This is a genomic window from Exiguobacterium sp. RIT452, from assembly GCF_003598705.1.
Lineage (GTDB): Bacteria > Bacillota > Bacilli > Exiguobacteriales > Exiguobacteriaceae > Exiguobacterium_A > Exiguobacterium_A undae.
On sequence record NZ_QXJB01000003.1, the window covers coordinates 119,290 to 133,977 of the forward strand.

The 14,688-nt window shown below is 45.9% G+C and carries 13 protein-coding genes; 6 read left to right on the forward strand and 7 right to left on the reverse strand.

Going from position 1 to position 14,688, the window contains the following annotated elements; all coding sequences use genetic code 11:
- Nucleotides 1-2: 2 nt before the first annotated feature.
- Nucleotides 3-1,016 carry a WxLIP family cell surface protein gene (locus D3D03_RS09570; RefSeq protein WP_119923439.1) on the forward strand — a complete coding sequence of 338 codons (1,014 nt, stop codon included), beginning with the start codon at nt 3-5 and terminating at the stop codon, nt 1,014-1,016.
- Between the two features lie 46 nt (nt 1,017-1,062).
- Here D3D03_RS09570 and pepT read toward each other — a convergent pair whose 3' ends face one another.
- Entirely contained in the window at nt 1,063-2,298 is a 1,236-nt protein-coding gene (gene pepT / locus D3D03_RS09575; protein WP_119923440.1) for a peptidase T, read from the reverse strand.
- Between the two features lie 108 nt (nt 2,299-2,406).
- Here pepT and D3D03_RS09580 point away from each other — a divergent pair, with 108 nt between their 5' ends.
- Nucleotides 2,407-3,393: a zinc-binding dehydrogenase gene (locus D3D03_RS09580; RefSeq protein WP_119923441.1), complete on the forward strand. Its 987-nt coding sequence runs from the start codon at nt 2,407-2,409 to the stop codon at nt 3,391-3,393.
- 110 nt (nt 3,394-3,503) lie between these two features.
- On the opposite strand, the gene D3D03_RS09585 is transcribed toward D3D03_RS09580, so the two are convergent.
- Nucleotides 3,504-4,691 (reverse strand): class I SAM-dependent rRNA methyltransferase, encoded by a 1,188-nt coding sequence (locus D3D03_RS09585; RefSeq protein ID WP_119923442.1) that lies wholly within the window; start codon nt 4,689-4,691, stop codon nt 3,504-3,506.
- Nucleotides 4,692-5,033: 342 nt separating this feature from the next.
- On the opposite strand from D3D03_RS09585, the gene D3D03_RS09590 reads away from it, so the two are divergent.
- Nucleotides 5,034-5,441, forward strand: a complete 408-nt coding sequence (locus D3D03_RS09590; RefSeq protein ID WP_026831676.1) for a (deoxy)nucleoside triphosphate pyrophosphohydrolase — start codon at nt 5,034-5,036, stop codon at nt 5,439-5,441.
- On the opposite strand, the gene D3D03_RS09595 is transcribed toward D3D03_RS09590, so the two are convergent.
- The 5 genes from D3D03_RS09595 to D3D03_RS09615 form a co-directional block, all read right to left on the reverse strand.
- The gene (locus D3D03_RS09595; protein ID WP_119923443.1) at nt 5,416-8,574 is read right to left on the reverse strand and encodes a DUF3427 domain-containing protein; all 3,159 of its coding nucleotides are present in this window, start codon (nt 8,572-8,574) and stop codon (nt 5,416-5,418) included. The two genes, D3D03_RS09590 and D3D03_RS09595, sit on opposite strands and share 26 nt — an antisense overlap.
- A gap of 145 nt (nt 8,575-8,719) precedes the next feature.
- Nucleotides 8,720-9,166, reverse strand: coding sequence for an OsmC family protein (locus tag D3D03_RS09600; protein WP_026830441.1), 447 nt, complete (start codon nt 9,164-9,166; stop codon nt 8,720-8,722).
- A gap of 106 nt (nt 9,167-9,272) precedes the next feature.
- Nucleotides 9,273-10,205, reverse strand: coding sequence for an aldo/keto reductase (locus D3D03_RS09605; RefSeq protein ID WP_119923444.1), 933 nt, complete (start codon nt 10,203-10,205; stop codon nt 9,273-9,275).
- Between the two features lie 13 nt (nt 10,206-10,218).
- Nucleotides 10,219-11,109, reverse strand: a complete 891-nt coding sequence (locus tag D3D03_RS09610; RefSeq protein ID WP_119923445.1) for an aldo/keto reductase — start codon at nt 11,107-11,109, stop codon at nt 10,219-10,221.
- A gap of 94 nt (nt 11,110-11,203) precedes the next feature.
- Entirely contained in the window at nt 11,204-11,689 is a 486-nt protein-coding gene (locus D3D03_RS09615; protein ID WP_026831679.1) for a cupin domain-containing protein, read from the reverse strand.
- Between the two features lie 145 nt (nt 11,690-11,834).
- On the opposite strand from D3D03_RS09615, the gene D3D03_RS09620 reads away from it, so the two are divergent.
- The 3 genes from D3D03_RS09620 to D3D03_RS09630 all read left to right on the forward strand — a co-directional run bounded on the left by D3D03_RS09620 (nt 11,835) and on the right by D3D03_RS09630 (nt 14,630).
- Nucleotides 11,835-12,116, forward strand: a complete 282-nt coding sequence (locus D3D03_RS09620) for a putative quinol monooxygenase (RefSeq protein WP_026830437.1) — start codon at nt 11,835-11,837, stop codon at nt 12,114-12,116.
- A gap of 181 nt (nt 12,117-12,297) precedes the next feature.
- Nucleotides 12,298-13,704 (forward strand): YfcC family protein, encoded by a 1,407-nt coding sequence (locus D3D03_RS09625; protein ID WP_119923446.1) that lies wholly within the window; start codon nt 12,298-12,300, stop codon nt 13,702-13,704.
- 104 nt (nt 13,705-13,808) lie between these two features.
- Nucleotides 13,809-14,630: a DUF1028 domain-containing protein gene (locus D3D03_RS09630; protein ID WP_119923447.1), complete on the forward strand. Its 822-nt coding sequence runs from the start codon at nt 13,809-13,811 to the stop codon at nt 14,628-14,630.
- Nucleotides 14,631-14,688: the final 58 nt, after the last annotated feature.

Here is a 14,688-nt window from a genome sequence, read left to right on the forward strand (position 1 = left end):
AGATGAAGCAATGGGGAATCAGCAGTCTTGCCGTCATATTGTATCTGTTGTTCAGTGCAGGCAGTTCGTCTTTTGTCAAAGCAGATGCACCTGTTAACTTTTCGATCGAAGCGATACCAAACGACTTTCAAGTCGACTCGGGTGTCACGTACTTTGATTTACGAATGGCGGGCAATCAAAAAACGGATGTCCGAGTTCGGATCTACAATCACGGTTCGGACGATCAAACATTTTTGACGTCCATTCGTAACGCAACGACGAATGGGAACGGATTAATCGTCTATGAGCAGAAAAAACCGCTTCCGCTTGCTTCTGTTTCCTTAACGGAAATGATTCGACCATCTACGAAATCGACCTTCATCAAAGGCGGCGAATCGAAGATTGTTTCCTTACCCCTGCAAATTCCAAATGAACTGACTGGAACCGTTCTAGCAGGGATCCGGGTCGAAAAAAAATTCGACGAAAACGAAACAAAAGAAGATACGATTGGGATTCAAAACCGACATGCCTATATTATCGGATTGAAGGTCCGTTCCGAGATTAAAGACGTCTCTCCTGAATTGACGTATGAAGGGATTCAAACCAAATCCTACCTGACACGCCCGAACGTTTTGGTGAAGCTTGTGAACCAAGCCGCGACGATTACGAAACCGATGAAATTTGAAGCGGTCATTTCGAAAAATAAAAAGGTCGTCGTTCGAAAAGAAATGGACGTTCGCTTTGCACCGTCGACCTATATGACAGTGCCGATTGAGACGATGGGGATTTTAAAAGCCGGCACGTACCAAGTAGCGATTCGCGTCGAGGGGAAAGAACGGACGTGGACATGGAACGATGAATTTAAGGTGACGGAAAAACAAGTTAAGCAAATGGAGGAGAAGATTCCAAAAATCGAAAAGAATCCGAATTCCTTCATCGGAGAATGGTCAAAGGAATTAATGATTGCCTCGACCTTGATTATTTTTCTGCTACTCGGATACATTTATCGTTTAAAGAAGCAACAGCATTCTTCATGAAAAAAAGCAGGTTCTCGTATTGAGAATCTGCTTTTCTTGAGTGATCTTATTTCGAAGACTGAGCGAATCGTTCCGCAATCGCAACCACAACTTCTGTTGCTTTGACCATATTGTCGACGGAAATGAATTCAAACTTTCCGTGGTAGTTTTCGCCGCCCGTGAAGATGTTCGGTGTCGGAAGTCCCATGTAAGAGAGCTGAGAGCCGTCTGTCCCGCCACGAATCGGTTTGATGATTGGTGTGACACCACGTGATTCCATCGCCGCATGGGCGATATCAACGATTTCCATGTGTGGTTCGATTTTTTCACGCATGTTGTAGTATTGATCATTTAGTGTGATTTCGACACTGCCTGCCCCGTATTTCTTGTTCCATTCTTCGACCAAAGCCGTCAGGAAGTGTTTCCGGGCTTCGAATTTAGAACGGTCAAAATCACGGATGATGTACTGGACCGTCGTTTTTTCGACCGATCCTTCAAACGAAATCAAATGGTAGAATCCTTCGAAACCATCCGTAAATTCAGGAGCTTCGTCACCCGGTAACCGGTTTTGGAACGCCATCGCGTGTTTTTGCGAATTGACCATCTTGTCTTTCGCCGTCCCTGGGTGGACGTTCGTGCCATGGAAAACGATTTCTGCCGCAGCGGCGTTAAAGCTTTCATATTCGAGTTCGCCAAGTGGACCACCGTCGACTGTATAAGCAAACTTTGCATCAAAGGCCGCGACATCAAAATGGTGCGGACCACGACCGATTTCTTCATCCGGTGTAAAAGCAACACGAATCCGACCGTGTTTGATTTCCGGATGGGTAATGAGGTAGTGCATCGCGGTCATGATTTCGGCGATGCCGGCTTTATTATCTGCGCCAAGCAAAGTTGTCCCGTCTGTCGTCATCAGTGTATGTCCGACATAGTTTTTCAGGGCCGGGAAATCCTTTGGTGACAGAATGACAGGGAGCGTCGCGTTGAGGACCAAGTCTTCGCCATCATAATCTTCGACGATTTGCGGATTAACGTTTGTTCCTGTAAAGTCAGTCGCCGTATCAAGATGGGCTAAAAATCCAATCGTTGGGACATCGGCATCTGTGTTTGAAGGAAGTGTCGCCATGACATATCCATTGGCATCAACAGTCACATCACTCATCCCAATTTCCTTCAGCTCATCAACGAGAAGTCGAGCAAGCGTCCATTGTCCTTCGGTTGTCGGGACGGTTGTGCTGGCGTAGTTCGACTGGGTATCGATTTTTGCATATGTAGTCAAACGACGAATCAAATCATGTTTCAAGAAAAAAACGTCCTTTCTGAGTTAAGGTAACTTCATCATATCATGAAGCGAGAATGTTAGAGTATTCTGAATCGTGTTAAACTGATGATGAAAAAAGGGGGAACTAAAATGAAAGCATTTGTCGTCGAACAATACGGGAAGGACGCTGCGCTAACAGAAAAAGACGTCACACTCGATCAAACGGGGAACTACGATTTAAAGATCAAAGTTGAGGGGACGAGCCTAAATCCACTGGACACAAAGATGTTTTTTGGTCATGTGGCGGCAGCACCGTCAACTGGAATTCTCCAGGGCGATGTTACGGGGACAGTCATTGAAACTGGAAAGAGTGTGACGTCTTTTTCCGTCGGCGATCACGTCATTGCCTTTGGTGGTGGACTCGGAAACCGGTCCGGGGCATTGGCGGAGGAGATGCTGGTTCCGGAACAGATGGCGGTCCACAGACCGGAACATCTTGACGTTGCGACTGCAGGATGTTTGCCGGTCATCAGTCTGACAGCGATGGAAGTATTGAAGGAGCGGGCAGCCGTTTATCCGGGGATGCGATTGTATGTAGCTGGTGGAACAGGTGGTGTCGGACATCTTGTCGGACAACTCGCCAAACACTATGGGTGTGACGTGACGGCAAGTGCGGCAAATGATGAAAAAGCAACGTGGCTGGACGAGCATGGGATTCGTCCACACCGTTACCGGGAAGAATCAGCCGAACAACTTTTAAAACGTCTTGGTCATGACGGATTTGATGTCATCATCGATACGGTCGGAGGAGATCATTTGCAAGAGTCCTTCATCCTCGCAAAAGAACGTGGCAAAATCATCTCTATCGCGACGCGGACGACACAAGATTTGACCCCGATGCACAGTAAGGCACTAACGCTCGAAGCCGTCTTTGTTGCTCTTCCATTGCTGAAAGGGAAAGAGGAAGAGATGTTACAGCAAAAAAAGCACTTGGCAGAAGTCGCGCAACTCGTAGCGGATGGAGTCATTGATCTTGTGATCGAAGAGCACGTGCCTCGTCAGATCGATGCATTGAACGCTGCCTATCAAGCTTTTGATCAGCAGTCGCATTTTGGAAAAGTGAGTATCACTACGTGAGTGTTTATTTTTCCTAAGAATAATGATTCGCTATTCAGCATACTTTTCCTTTTAATCCCAAAAAAATTCTGCTGATGAAAAAACCATCAGCAGAATCGTTGGATTATTGATTATTTACGGCGGACTAAAACCGATTTTAACGCGACTTCTTTTAAAGAAGGGTGTTCCGGAAAATCAGGTAATGGCGTACTTTCCCAAATGATATCGTACGTTTGGCGAAGCTTTTTGAAGGCTTGATCGACCATCTTCATAAACCGAACTTGATCAAACAGCGGACAATCCGTCGTCACGAGCAACACCCCGCCACGATGCGTCATATGAATCGTCTGTTGAATCAATGCCGTCAAATCAACTTCGGCCCGGAAGTGACGTGCCTGTGTTTTGACGAGCGCCGGTGGATGAACGATGACAAAGTCAAACCGTGTTTTTTTGTCCGCTTGATCGATGTAATCAAACGCATCTTGCACAAGAATCGTTTGTGTCGCCGGATCCAGTTGATGCAGCTCGAGTTGTTCGATTGTCTTATTGCGGCTCCGGGTCGAGAAATCGACACTCGTTGTTTCAGTTGCGCCACCAAGCAACGCCGATGCTGTCAACGTACCGGTATCCGAAAAGAGATTCAGGACACGTCGGTCTGCGGCATGTTCTTTGACGATCGAACGGAGCTCGCGTTGCTGGATATCGAGTCCGGTGCGCATACCGGCATCCAAATGGTACAACAACGGTCGACCGTTTTCTTGCAGGACTTCGGGGAAGTCACCACGTTCACCGGCTAAGAAGTCATCCCCTTTGACAGGTTGACCGTCGATCTGGAAAGCCCGTTTTTCGTAGGTACTTTTAAAATGAATGAGTGACTCAAGAGCCGAGACAATATCCTGCTTAAAGGAATAGATGCCTTCGTTTTCAAACGTGATTAAGTAATGATGATCAAAACAATCGATCGTCAGTCCACCGATGCCGTCACCGGAACCGTTGAAAACCCGGAACGTATCAATTAAATCATTTTCAAAAAAATCATTTCGACGATCGAGGGCAACCTCGATTTTTTCTTTGAAGAAAGTTTCATCGATGTCTTGCAGTTCATCGGTCGAAAGTAACCAGCCAAGACCTTTTTCCTGCTTGCCAAAGTAACCGGTCGCAAGGTATTCTTTATCTTCTGTTGTCAGCCGGAGCAAGGCACCGGCTTCTTTTAAATGATTGCTCTTCTGAAACAGTTCTTTGTACAGAAGCGGTTGTCCGTTTGTAATTTGTTCGATGGCCGTCGCTTTAACGACGACCGGATAAATTTCACGTGGCACATAAGTTCCTCATTTCTGATTGTGGATAAGTAGTAAAAGTATAGCATATGGAAAGTTATCCACATGTGGATAATTTGAATAAAAAAAGATTGACCCAAATAGCTGCTAGTGTGTGGATAACTTTTGTAAAAAAAGAATCGCTTCTTTTCCATGCGCTTTCCTCAGGCGAGACATAAGCCAGAATTCTCGATTCCATGGAATCGAGAATCGGGTCTTATTTGTCTCTGACAGCGCAGATTCCTGCGCTTTTTCCTGTAGGAGTCGCATGAAAGAAGTGATTCTTTTTCACGAGTCGTAGTTTAGGATAGACATAAATGATTGATTAAAGAGAGGATGAACAGCATGTCAAAAAAGACGATTTCCGTTGTAGGTGCAGTAGTGACTAATTCAAAAAACGAAATTCTGTGTGCTCTTCGAAGCCCTGTCATGTCATTACCGAACCTTTGGGAGTTTCCGGGTGGAAAAATTGAACCGGGTGAACGTCCTGAAGAGTCTCTTTACCGCGAAATTCAGGAAGAATTGAATTGTACGATTCAAGTAGGCAATCACATTGAAACGACACGGTACGAATATGAAAAAGTGATTGTTGAGTTATCGACTTTTCAATCAACGATTGTATCGGGTACACCGGAAGCACTGGAACATGCCGAACTACGCTGGGTACCGGTTAAACAGTTGAATTCTTTAAGTTGGGCGCCGGCTGATGTACCAGCTGTTGAAAAAATTATGAAAGCTTTTTCCACGAAATAAATTCTTCGCTAGTTAAAGGTTCTTTTAAAATCCATTCAACATTAATCGGTTTAGATCCGTGACTATGTTTATGAATCAGTTCACCGAAGTACGTAAACGGTAAGGACCGGCCCTGTTCTTTTTCAGCCTTGCGGATAAACAGATGAATCTTGATTCCGCGTTCTTCGTGGTGGCGGTACAGCTCCCCTGCTTTTCCGTGAGCTGTAGCAATACTTTGGGATTGCCAATGGAAATGATCTTTATCAATAAAGTAGTCTTGGTAATTCAACTGATCTTCAATCGATTCATTTTTGTGTAAATTAACGAATAATACATAATCATTTCCGGCCTGAGCGACACCTTCACGCCATGAACCTTCCTGGCTCGGAGATTGTAATAATCGCTGGATGACAGACCGACTGTATGTCATTCTCGAAATCAGCGATTGACGGCTAGTCAACCAGTTTTCACCTCCGGAAAGTTGCTCAAATGAGTGGAGACCAGCTTGAATCAGCTCCTGCAAATAGTCGACTAACTCTGGTGACAAGGCTAAAATCCGGGTCATCTCTTCCGAGAATGTATATTCACCAGCGGCAGATTCCACGAGCAAAATAATCCGATCATGTTTTAAAGAAGTAGACCAGCGATTGAATAAATGCTGAATCAAAGGCAAACGATGTGTTAAGGCTTCCGGTGAAACGGCAAAGCGGTTTGCTGTCGCTCGAATGACATCATCAGCGGTAATGGTTTTCTGGTTGAACAGCAATTGAACCATCAACAAGCTAAACGGTTCACGGATCGGGAACCAACTTTCGAGATGTTGAAGCACACGTCGTGTATCCAGATTAAGCAACAAAGCCACTTCTTCATCGGTTGCTACTTTTTCCAGTTGTTTTAATCGCAAGACACTTTTCCACTGTTGAATAATAGTTTCAATGGCGGGAGCATCCGGATGCGTGACCAAATCATTTAATGATGGTGTGTCGCCGATCATGGTCATAAGACGCTGGTAACTTTCACGCAACTGCTTACTGGCCGAGAACTCAATTTTTTTCATTTGTTCAATGATAAATGTTTCTGTCACACGATCTAAAATCGCTAAAGATCCTTCAGGCAAAATCGGAAAATGATTTTGAACAGCATTCGCTACGTGATACCGGTCGATTGAATGGAAAGATTGCTGACCGGATAACACAAGTGGTGCTACAAAAGCTCGTTGACTATTGCCGATGAAATCTAAAATCGTAACGTATTCTTTGGATTCATGTTTCCGCAAGCCGCGACCGAGTTGCTGAATAAAGATGGTTGGAGATTCTGTTGGACGTAAAAACAGCATGACATTAATTTTGGGAATATCGACACCTTCATTAAAAAGATCGACTGTAAAGATAAACGATAGTGGATCCCGATCATCTTCCAGCCGTTGAATGGCTTGTTCCCGTTCTGATTCTGTTTGTTTACTTGTGATGGCCAATGACTCGATTTGGTGTCGATTAAACTCGGCAGCCATGTATTCCGCATGATCAATATTGACACAAAAGCCGAGACCGACCTGATTTGTACCGCTGTGACCAAATTTAGTCATCATCTCGAGAATATATTCCGTCCGGGAAGAACGTTCGAGTGCTTCCACTAAATCTTTTTCAATGTATAATCCATTTTTTTGCGGAATGGCTTCGTAATCAATGGCTTCATCATCTTGAATACCAAAGTAATGGAACGGCGTTAATAAGTCTTGGGCCAGAGCATCATATAATCGAATTTCGTACGCAACGTTGTGGTCGACCAACTTAAAGATATTTAATCCATCCATTCGTTCCGGCGTTGCCGTAATCCCGAGTAAAAATTGTGGTGTGAAGTAGTTGAGAATTTTTTGATAAGACTCGGACGCTGCATGGTGGAACTCATCAATAATGATGTAATCAAAGGTATTGGGATCAAATTGTTCCAAATGGACTTCTTTTGAAAAGGTTTGAATGGTCGCAAACGTAAATTGTTTATCGAGATCTTTTTGATTCGCCTGATAGCGACCAAAAGTGGCATGAGCATCCGTAAAGATCTTTTTAAATGTTTCTTCAGCTTGAGACAAAAGTTTTCCGCGATGGGCGACAAACAGAACACGTTTAGCTGCAAACTGTTTGACGTCGAAAGCAGCCAAATACGTTTTTCCTGTTCCGGTCGCTGCAATGACCATGGCTTTTGTTTGGTGCTTTAATCGTAAGCGGTGTAATTGTTCCAAAGCTGGAAGTTGCATTTCATTTGGTTGAATCACTTCGTATTCAACAGGTGGTTCTGCAACACGATCATTCACAACAAACTGTTTGATCTTCGGAGAATCTAGATGGTGTTGTTCATATTGATCTAAAATAGCTGAGGTACAGGAAATTGCTTCATCACTGTTCCAGAGATTATTAAACAAGGTTTGTGCTTGAGAAACTAAAGAGGTGAGAGGAGAATGGGGAATTCGAACATTCCATTCTAATCCATTTGTTAAAGCTGACTTTGATAGATTGGATGAACCGATAATCGCACTATGTAAATTGGCTTCCCGTGTAAATAAATACGCTTTTGGATGGAACGCTTGATTTTTTTTGATTGGCTCATAAATTTTAATCTCGATATTTTTAAACTGCATCAAGGTGCGTAATGCCTTGGCTTCTGTAATGTTCATATAAAATGAAGTCAAAATACGAATCGGCTTATGTATACGTTCTGCTTCTTGAAGAGAAGGGACCAGAGCTTGAATTCCGGAATGGCGGGTAAAACTGACCATCCAGTCCGCGGATTGAGCTGTCGATAGTTCATCAATCAAGTGATGCAACAGTTTTTCTTGATTTTCTTGACCCGGTGCAATCAAGTCCCAAGCTCTCAGTGATCGTTCATATTGTACAGGCAGAGCCGCAGACGAAGTTAATTCTCGGTGCAGGGGAGTGGCTAAAAGCGGTTCGTTTAATGCAGAGAGCCAATGATTTGTTGTTTCAATCATTTCTCCTGTCAGTTGATTTTGTTGAAGCTCTACAATGGATTTATAGAAGAGTTCATTTAAATGTGTGAGTAATTCGGCTGTATAATCGGCTGGTTGAACCGGTGAACTTTTTCCGGATAGTGAAGCTGCGGTATTTTGACTGCGTAACTTTTCTTGAAACGATGACATCTGATGACCTCCAATAAATTCCAAACTAAGTTCAGTATACGAAGGAACGGAAAATCGTGCAGCAAGAATCGAATCAAACTACAAAAAACTTCATTTCCAATCAGGAAATGAAGTCAAAGGTATCATACTGCGTAAACACGGAAGATTAACCTGCCAACTCCACAACCGCTTCTAACGAAACGTTCACATTACCGGCCAGTGCCCGGGTAATCATACATGAGCCTTCCGCTTTTTCGGCAAGACGGCGTGCTTTTGTCAGGTTCGCTTCTGTTGTGTCCGCCGGAAGAATCAGTGTCGGTCGATGAATGATGGCGTCATAGGTGAAGACTCCGTTCGTAACGTCGACGATTCCTTCCGATTCCATCGTCAGGGACACTTTCGGAATGTTGTTGCGTTCGAGCATCGCGGCCAGCGTAATGATGTAACATGTCGCTGCCGCCCCCAGCAACATTTCGTCCGGATTGGTTCCGACACCTGGACCGTCCATTGCGTCCGGAATCGAAATTTTCGTTTTCAGTTCACCTGTCTCGATCTGTCCGACATCATTCCGATTGCCGGGCCAGTCGGCTGTGAGATGAAAATGGTGTTTCATGAATAATCGCCCCCTTCTGTATTCATCATACGAGTCATCTGTCCGATTTTCGCTTAATTTGCTCAAATAAAACCACGCCAAGTCAAAATGGCGTGGTTTTGTTGGGTCAGCTAAAGATGTGATCGATTTGGCGGATTTCCTCTTCCGTCAATTCCACATCAAGTGTTCGGATTGTATCCGTGACTTGCTCAGCCCGTTTAGCACCAGGGATGATAGCATCAATACCGTCTTGTGCCAAATACCACGCGAGGACGATATGGGCTACTTCGGCATCTTTCGCTTCCGCGATCGGACGTAATAAATCGACTTTGGCTAAATTGTCTTTAAATACATCCTCTTGGAACAATGGATCATTTTTCCGAAGATCATCAAATTTCGTTTCGGCATCGTATTTTCCGGCAAGCAGACCGGCTGCGAGCGGGAAGTACGGTACAAACGAAATGCCGTGTTCCCGGATGTACGGAAGAATCTCTTTTTCGGCATCGCGCTTAAAGAGGTTGTACTCTCCTTGATAGACATCGATATGACCGTCTTTGTTCGCTTCTTTTAATTGTTCGAGTGAGAAGTTCGAAACCCCGATTGCCCGGATTTTTCCTTCGGCCTTCAACTCGGCAAGTGCGGCGACCGCTTCGTCTTTTGGCGTCTGATCATCCGGGAAATGAATATAATAGAGATCGATATAGTCTGTTCGCAGACGTTTTAAGCTGTCCTCGACCGATTGTTTTAAAAATTCAGGTGAGTTGTTCATGACAACATCTCCGTCGACCAGTTGGTGCGCCCCTTTTGTCGCAAGAATGACCTCTTCACGCTCCACCGTTTCACTCCATACTTCTCCGACCAGTTCTTCTGAACGTTCCGGTCCGTAAATGTAGGCGGTATCCAAAAAGTTGATTCCGTTCATCAAGGCGACGCGGACAAGATCCCGACCTGCCTGTTCGTCGAGGTTCGGGTAGAGGTTATGTCCTCCAACCGCATTGGTCCCAAGACCGATTGGGTTGACCATTAAATTAGATTTTCCGAGTTTGACTGATTTGTTCATCATTGACTCCTCCTTAAACGATATCGAGTGGTTCTTTTTTTGTAGGTGCCGGGAACGCTTCGTCGAGTGTAGCCAATTCTTCTTCGGTTAAATCGACCAAAGCGGCTTTCCCGTTTTCTTCCACATGCTGCGCTTGTCCGGCTTTTGGAATCGCGATGACGTCACCGCTTCGGATGGCCCAGGCAAGCAGGATTTGTGCCGGTTTGACGCCGTGTTCTTCGGCGAGGCGTTCGACAGTCGGATGGTCCAGCAACTGATCCCGTAAACTGCCGCCTTCAGCGAGCGGGCAATACGCCATCACCGGTATCCCGTGTTGTTTGAGAAGCGGCATCAACTCGTACTCGATCCCGCGTGAACCGAGATGGTACAGCACTTGATTGACGGCGCATTGATCGCCTTTATCGAGTGCAAGAAGTTCCTGCATGTCTTTGACATCAAAGTTTGAGACGCCCCAACGGCGAATTTTCCCTTCGGCTTTTAACTGTTCCAGTCCATCAATTGTTTCCTGTAGCGGAATACTACCGCGCCAGTGCAACAAATAAAGATCGAGATAGTCAGTGCCGAGGTTTTCGAGTGTCCGCTCGCAGGCGGTGCGCAACTTTTCCCCACCGGCATTATGCGGATAGACTTTCGAGACGAGAAACACTTCGTCGCGTCGCTCTTTGAGCACTTCACGAATCAGCTGTTCGGATGCACCTTCCCCGTACATTTCCGCGGTATCAATCAGTTCCATTCCGCTGTCGAGCCCGACATGCAACGCTTCGATTTCAGCCTGACGTTTCTCTTGATCTTCACCCATGCGCCATGTTCCTTGACCGAGTGCGCGTACGTGAGTCTGATCCGGAAGCGTGACGGTTTGTTGCTTCAGTGCTGCAAGTATGACGGTCCGTTCTGTCTCATTCATCTTTCTTCCTCCTTTAAAAAACACAATAGTAGGGTTTACCACTGATGCGACAGAAAAAAACGTCTGCTTTCCAGTGGACGGAAAGCAGACGCGGCTACCAGTGTTCAAATAATGGTCCTTGTTTTCCGTAAACGGGATCCGTTTGCGGCCGTTCGACCTGAGCAATCCGTTCCAGGTTCGCCGGCCGTTCGCACGGATCACCTGTCAAGGTATCGTAATCCTGACCGTTTGGGTACGCCCCGATGACTTTAAATTGTCGGCTGGTGTGCAGTGCCTTATGTCCCGTGCCGGCAGGAAGAACGACAACATCACCGGCTGTCAGAGTAAAGGTTTTTCCGAGTGGTCCACCGAGTTGGATGCTGGCATGTCCTTCAAGGATACCGATGACTTCATGAGCGACGCTGTGATAATGATGGAAATCAAAAATGCCGTCGACCCAGCTGTTTTGCCAATTGTGCGAATGAAAGGTATCTTCGATGGAAGACGGATCGTCAAAGACATGACGATAAATCAGAACGGGTAAATCCGGGTTGTTTGGAATCTCGCCATCATCATCGAAATAAAAAATCTCGACCGTCATTTGAATGGACTCCTCTCTGATGTCAAAATGATACATTTTTTTACCCGAAATATAACTTCCTTAATCGTACAAGCATCTTAATGGAGAATCGAAAGGGAAGGTGCTACGATACTTGAGTTAATGAAATTTTAGAGGAGGCTTTCCAATGATCGCCATTGAAGCAAAATTAGAAGTACAACCTGCAAAACGTCAAGAATTTTTAGAGGCTACTAAAACACTGATCGAAGGATCACGCATGGAAGCGGGCAACATTAGTTATGATCTCTTTCAAAGCATCGAAGACGAAAATGTCTTCATGATGATCGAGAAATGGGAAGATCAAGCAGCGATCGAATCACACAACACAAGTGCGCATTTCGGTCAGTTCGTAGCATTTGCTCAAACAGCGCTTGCGAAACCGTTGGATGTTCAATCTTTCAACGCCTAAGCAGAGAACGTCGTAAAACCTGACAATTGTCAGGTTTTTTTGTGGTTTCTGATAAAGAAAAACCAGTGAATAATATATTACAAAAAAATTAAATGACGAAATACTCTGTTATTTTTTCCATAAATAGGGCATTATCTCTTAAGAGAGTAAAATTTTAAAAGTAGGTCAGGGGGGCAAACGAATGAACGAACAGAAACCACAGACAGACGCTTCTGCCCGGTCTTTCTTCAAGATGCCTCACACATATGCTATCATCATGGGAATTTTATTGATTGCAGTCATCTTGACGTATACATTACCGGCAGGACAGTTCGATCGGGAAAAACAGGACGGACAAACTGTTGTCATTGACGGTACGTATCGTGCGGTCGAGTCGGCTCCAGTCAACTTGTTTGGTTTGTTTGAAGCGATCCCGAAAGGAATGGAAGCAGGCGCTGCCATCATTTTCTACATCTTCTTGGTCGGTGGTGTCTTCGGGATCATCCGACAGACAGGAGCAATCGAGTCCGGCATCAATCAATTAATCAACCGGTTTGGTCAAAAGGGACACATCATGATTCCTATGACGATGTTCGTCTTTTCGGTGGCCGGCGCAACGATCGGAATGGCGGAAGAAACCATCATCTTCGTTCCGATCGGCATTATGTTAGCACGTGCACTTGGATACGATGCGATGACCGGTGCCGCCATCGTCAGTCTCGGAGCAGCAGTCGGCTTTGCCGGCGGGATGTTGAATCCATTTACGGTCGGTGTCGCGCAATCCATTGCCGAAGTGCCTCTGTTTAGTGGACTCGGTTATCGGACAGCAGTCTATCTTGTTTTTTTGGTCGTCACGATTCTGTATGTGATGAATTATGCGCAAAAAGTTAAAAAAGATCCGACAAAAAGTCTGGTTCATGATCTGGAACAACATCGGAAAGAAGAGACGACGACAACCTTTTCACGGTTCTCGAAAAAACATCTGTTTGTACTGGTCGTATTGATTGGCGGTATCACACTGAACGTCATCGGAATCTTCGAATGGGGCTGGTATTTGACGGAACTGACGGCATCATTCCTGATCATCGGTCTCCTTGCCGGGATTGTGACGATGGGAGTCAACCGGACGTTTGAGAGTTTGATTGACGGAGCGAAAGCAGTCACATTCGGTGCTTTGATTGTCGGGTTCGCCCGGGCGATTGTCGTCATCTTAGAGGACGGTCGTGTCATCGATACCGTGATCTACGGCTTATCGAACGCCGTCGGACAGTTACCGACATCACTTGCTGTCATCGGTATGTACATCGTTCAACTGATTACGAACTTCTTTATTCCCTCCGGAAGTGGACAAGCGGCAACGACGATGCCGATCATGGCACCACTCGCCGACCTGCTCGGGATTGAGCGTCAAGTTGCCGTACTAGCCTTTCAGTACGGAGATGGATTGACGAATATGATTTTTCCGACAAGTGCCCACTTGATGGCATTTCTAGCGATTGCCGGTATTCCTTATGAAAAGTGGTTACGGTTTGTCTGGAAATTGTTTGCGATTTGGATTGTACTGGCTTGCGGTGCTCTTCTGCTCGCTGTTGTATTAGGGATTCAATGAAGCTTCACCTTCCGTTCGAAAGGGACGGAAGGTTTTTCGTGTGCAGGAAACGGGAATCCCTACGACGAACGGATAGTTATGACAATCAAGGGGGATTTTAGAACATGACATATTCAATCGTTGGGTATTGTGAAAAGGAACAAGCTTGGGGTGTAGCGGTTCAATCTAAATTTTTAGCGGTCGGCAGTGCGGTTCCATTTGCGAAGGCCGGTGTAGGTGCCATTGCGACCCAATCTTTTGCGAATACAGCCTACGGACCAGACGGGCTGCGGATGATTACAGAAGGTAAGTCGGCGGATGAAGTCTTGAAACGTCTGACGGAAGCAGACGAAGGTCGGGCGGATCGTCAGGTCGGAATCGTAGATGCCTCCGGTAAAAGTGCGACGTTTACAGGTGAAGGGTGCAACGACTGGGCAGGCGGAATCGCCGGGAAACACTTCGCGGCGCAAGGCAACATTTTAGTTGACGGCAACACAGTCAAGGAGATGGCTCGTGTGTTCGAGACGACGGAAGGACCGCTTGCGGAACGACTATTACGCGCACTGGCAGCCGGTCAAGCAGCGGGAGGGGATTCGCGGGGGATGCAGTCAGCGGCCTTGTTAGTCGTCAAAGAAGGTGGCGGATATGGTGGATTCAACGACCGGTACATCGATCTGCGGGTCGACGATCACACGAGTCCGATTCAGGAACTGGAACGGATTTATCAATTGCATACGCTCTATCTACAGCCAAGTAAACCGGAAGAAATCAAACCGATTGACGATGCGCTCGAGTCAGAAGTGATGGATAAGTTGCTCGAACTCGGCTACCGCGGCTCGTTCGACGAAGCATTCCGGACGTATCTGCATACCGAAAACTTCGAGATGCGGGAACAAACAGACCGGTCGATTGATACGCGGGTCTTAGCATACCTTCGGGCCCAATAATATAAATAAGGCTGACTCGACACGCGTCGAATCAGCCTTATTTTGTGTTCGGAATCAT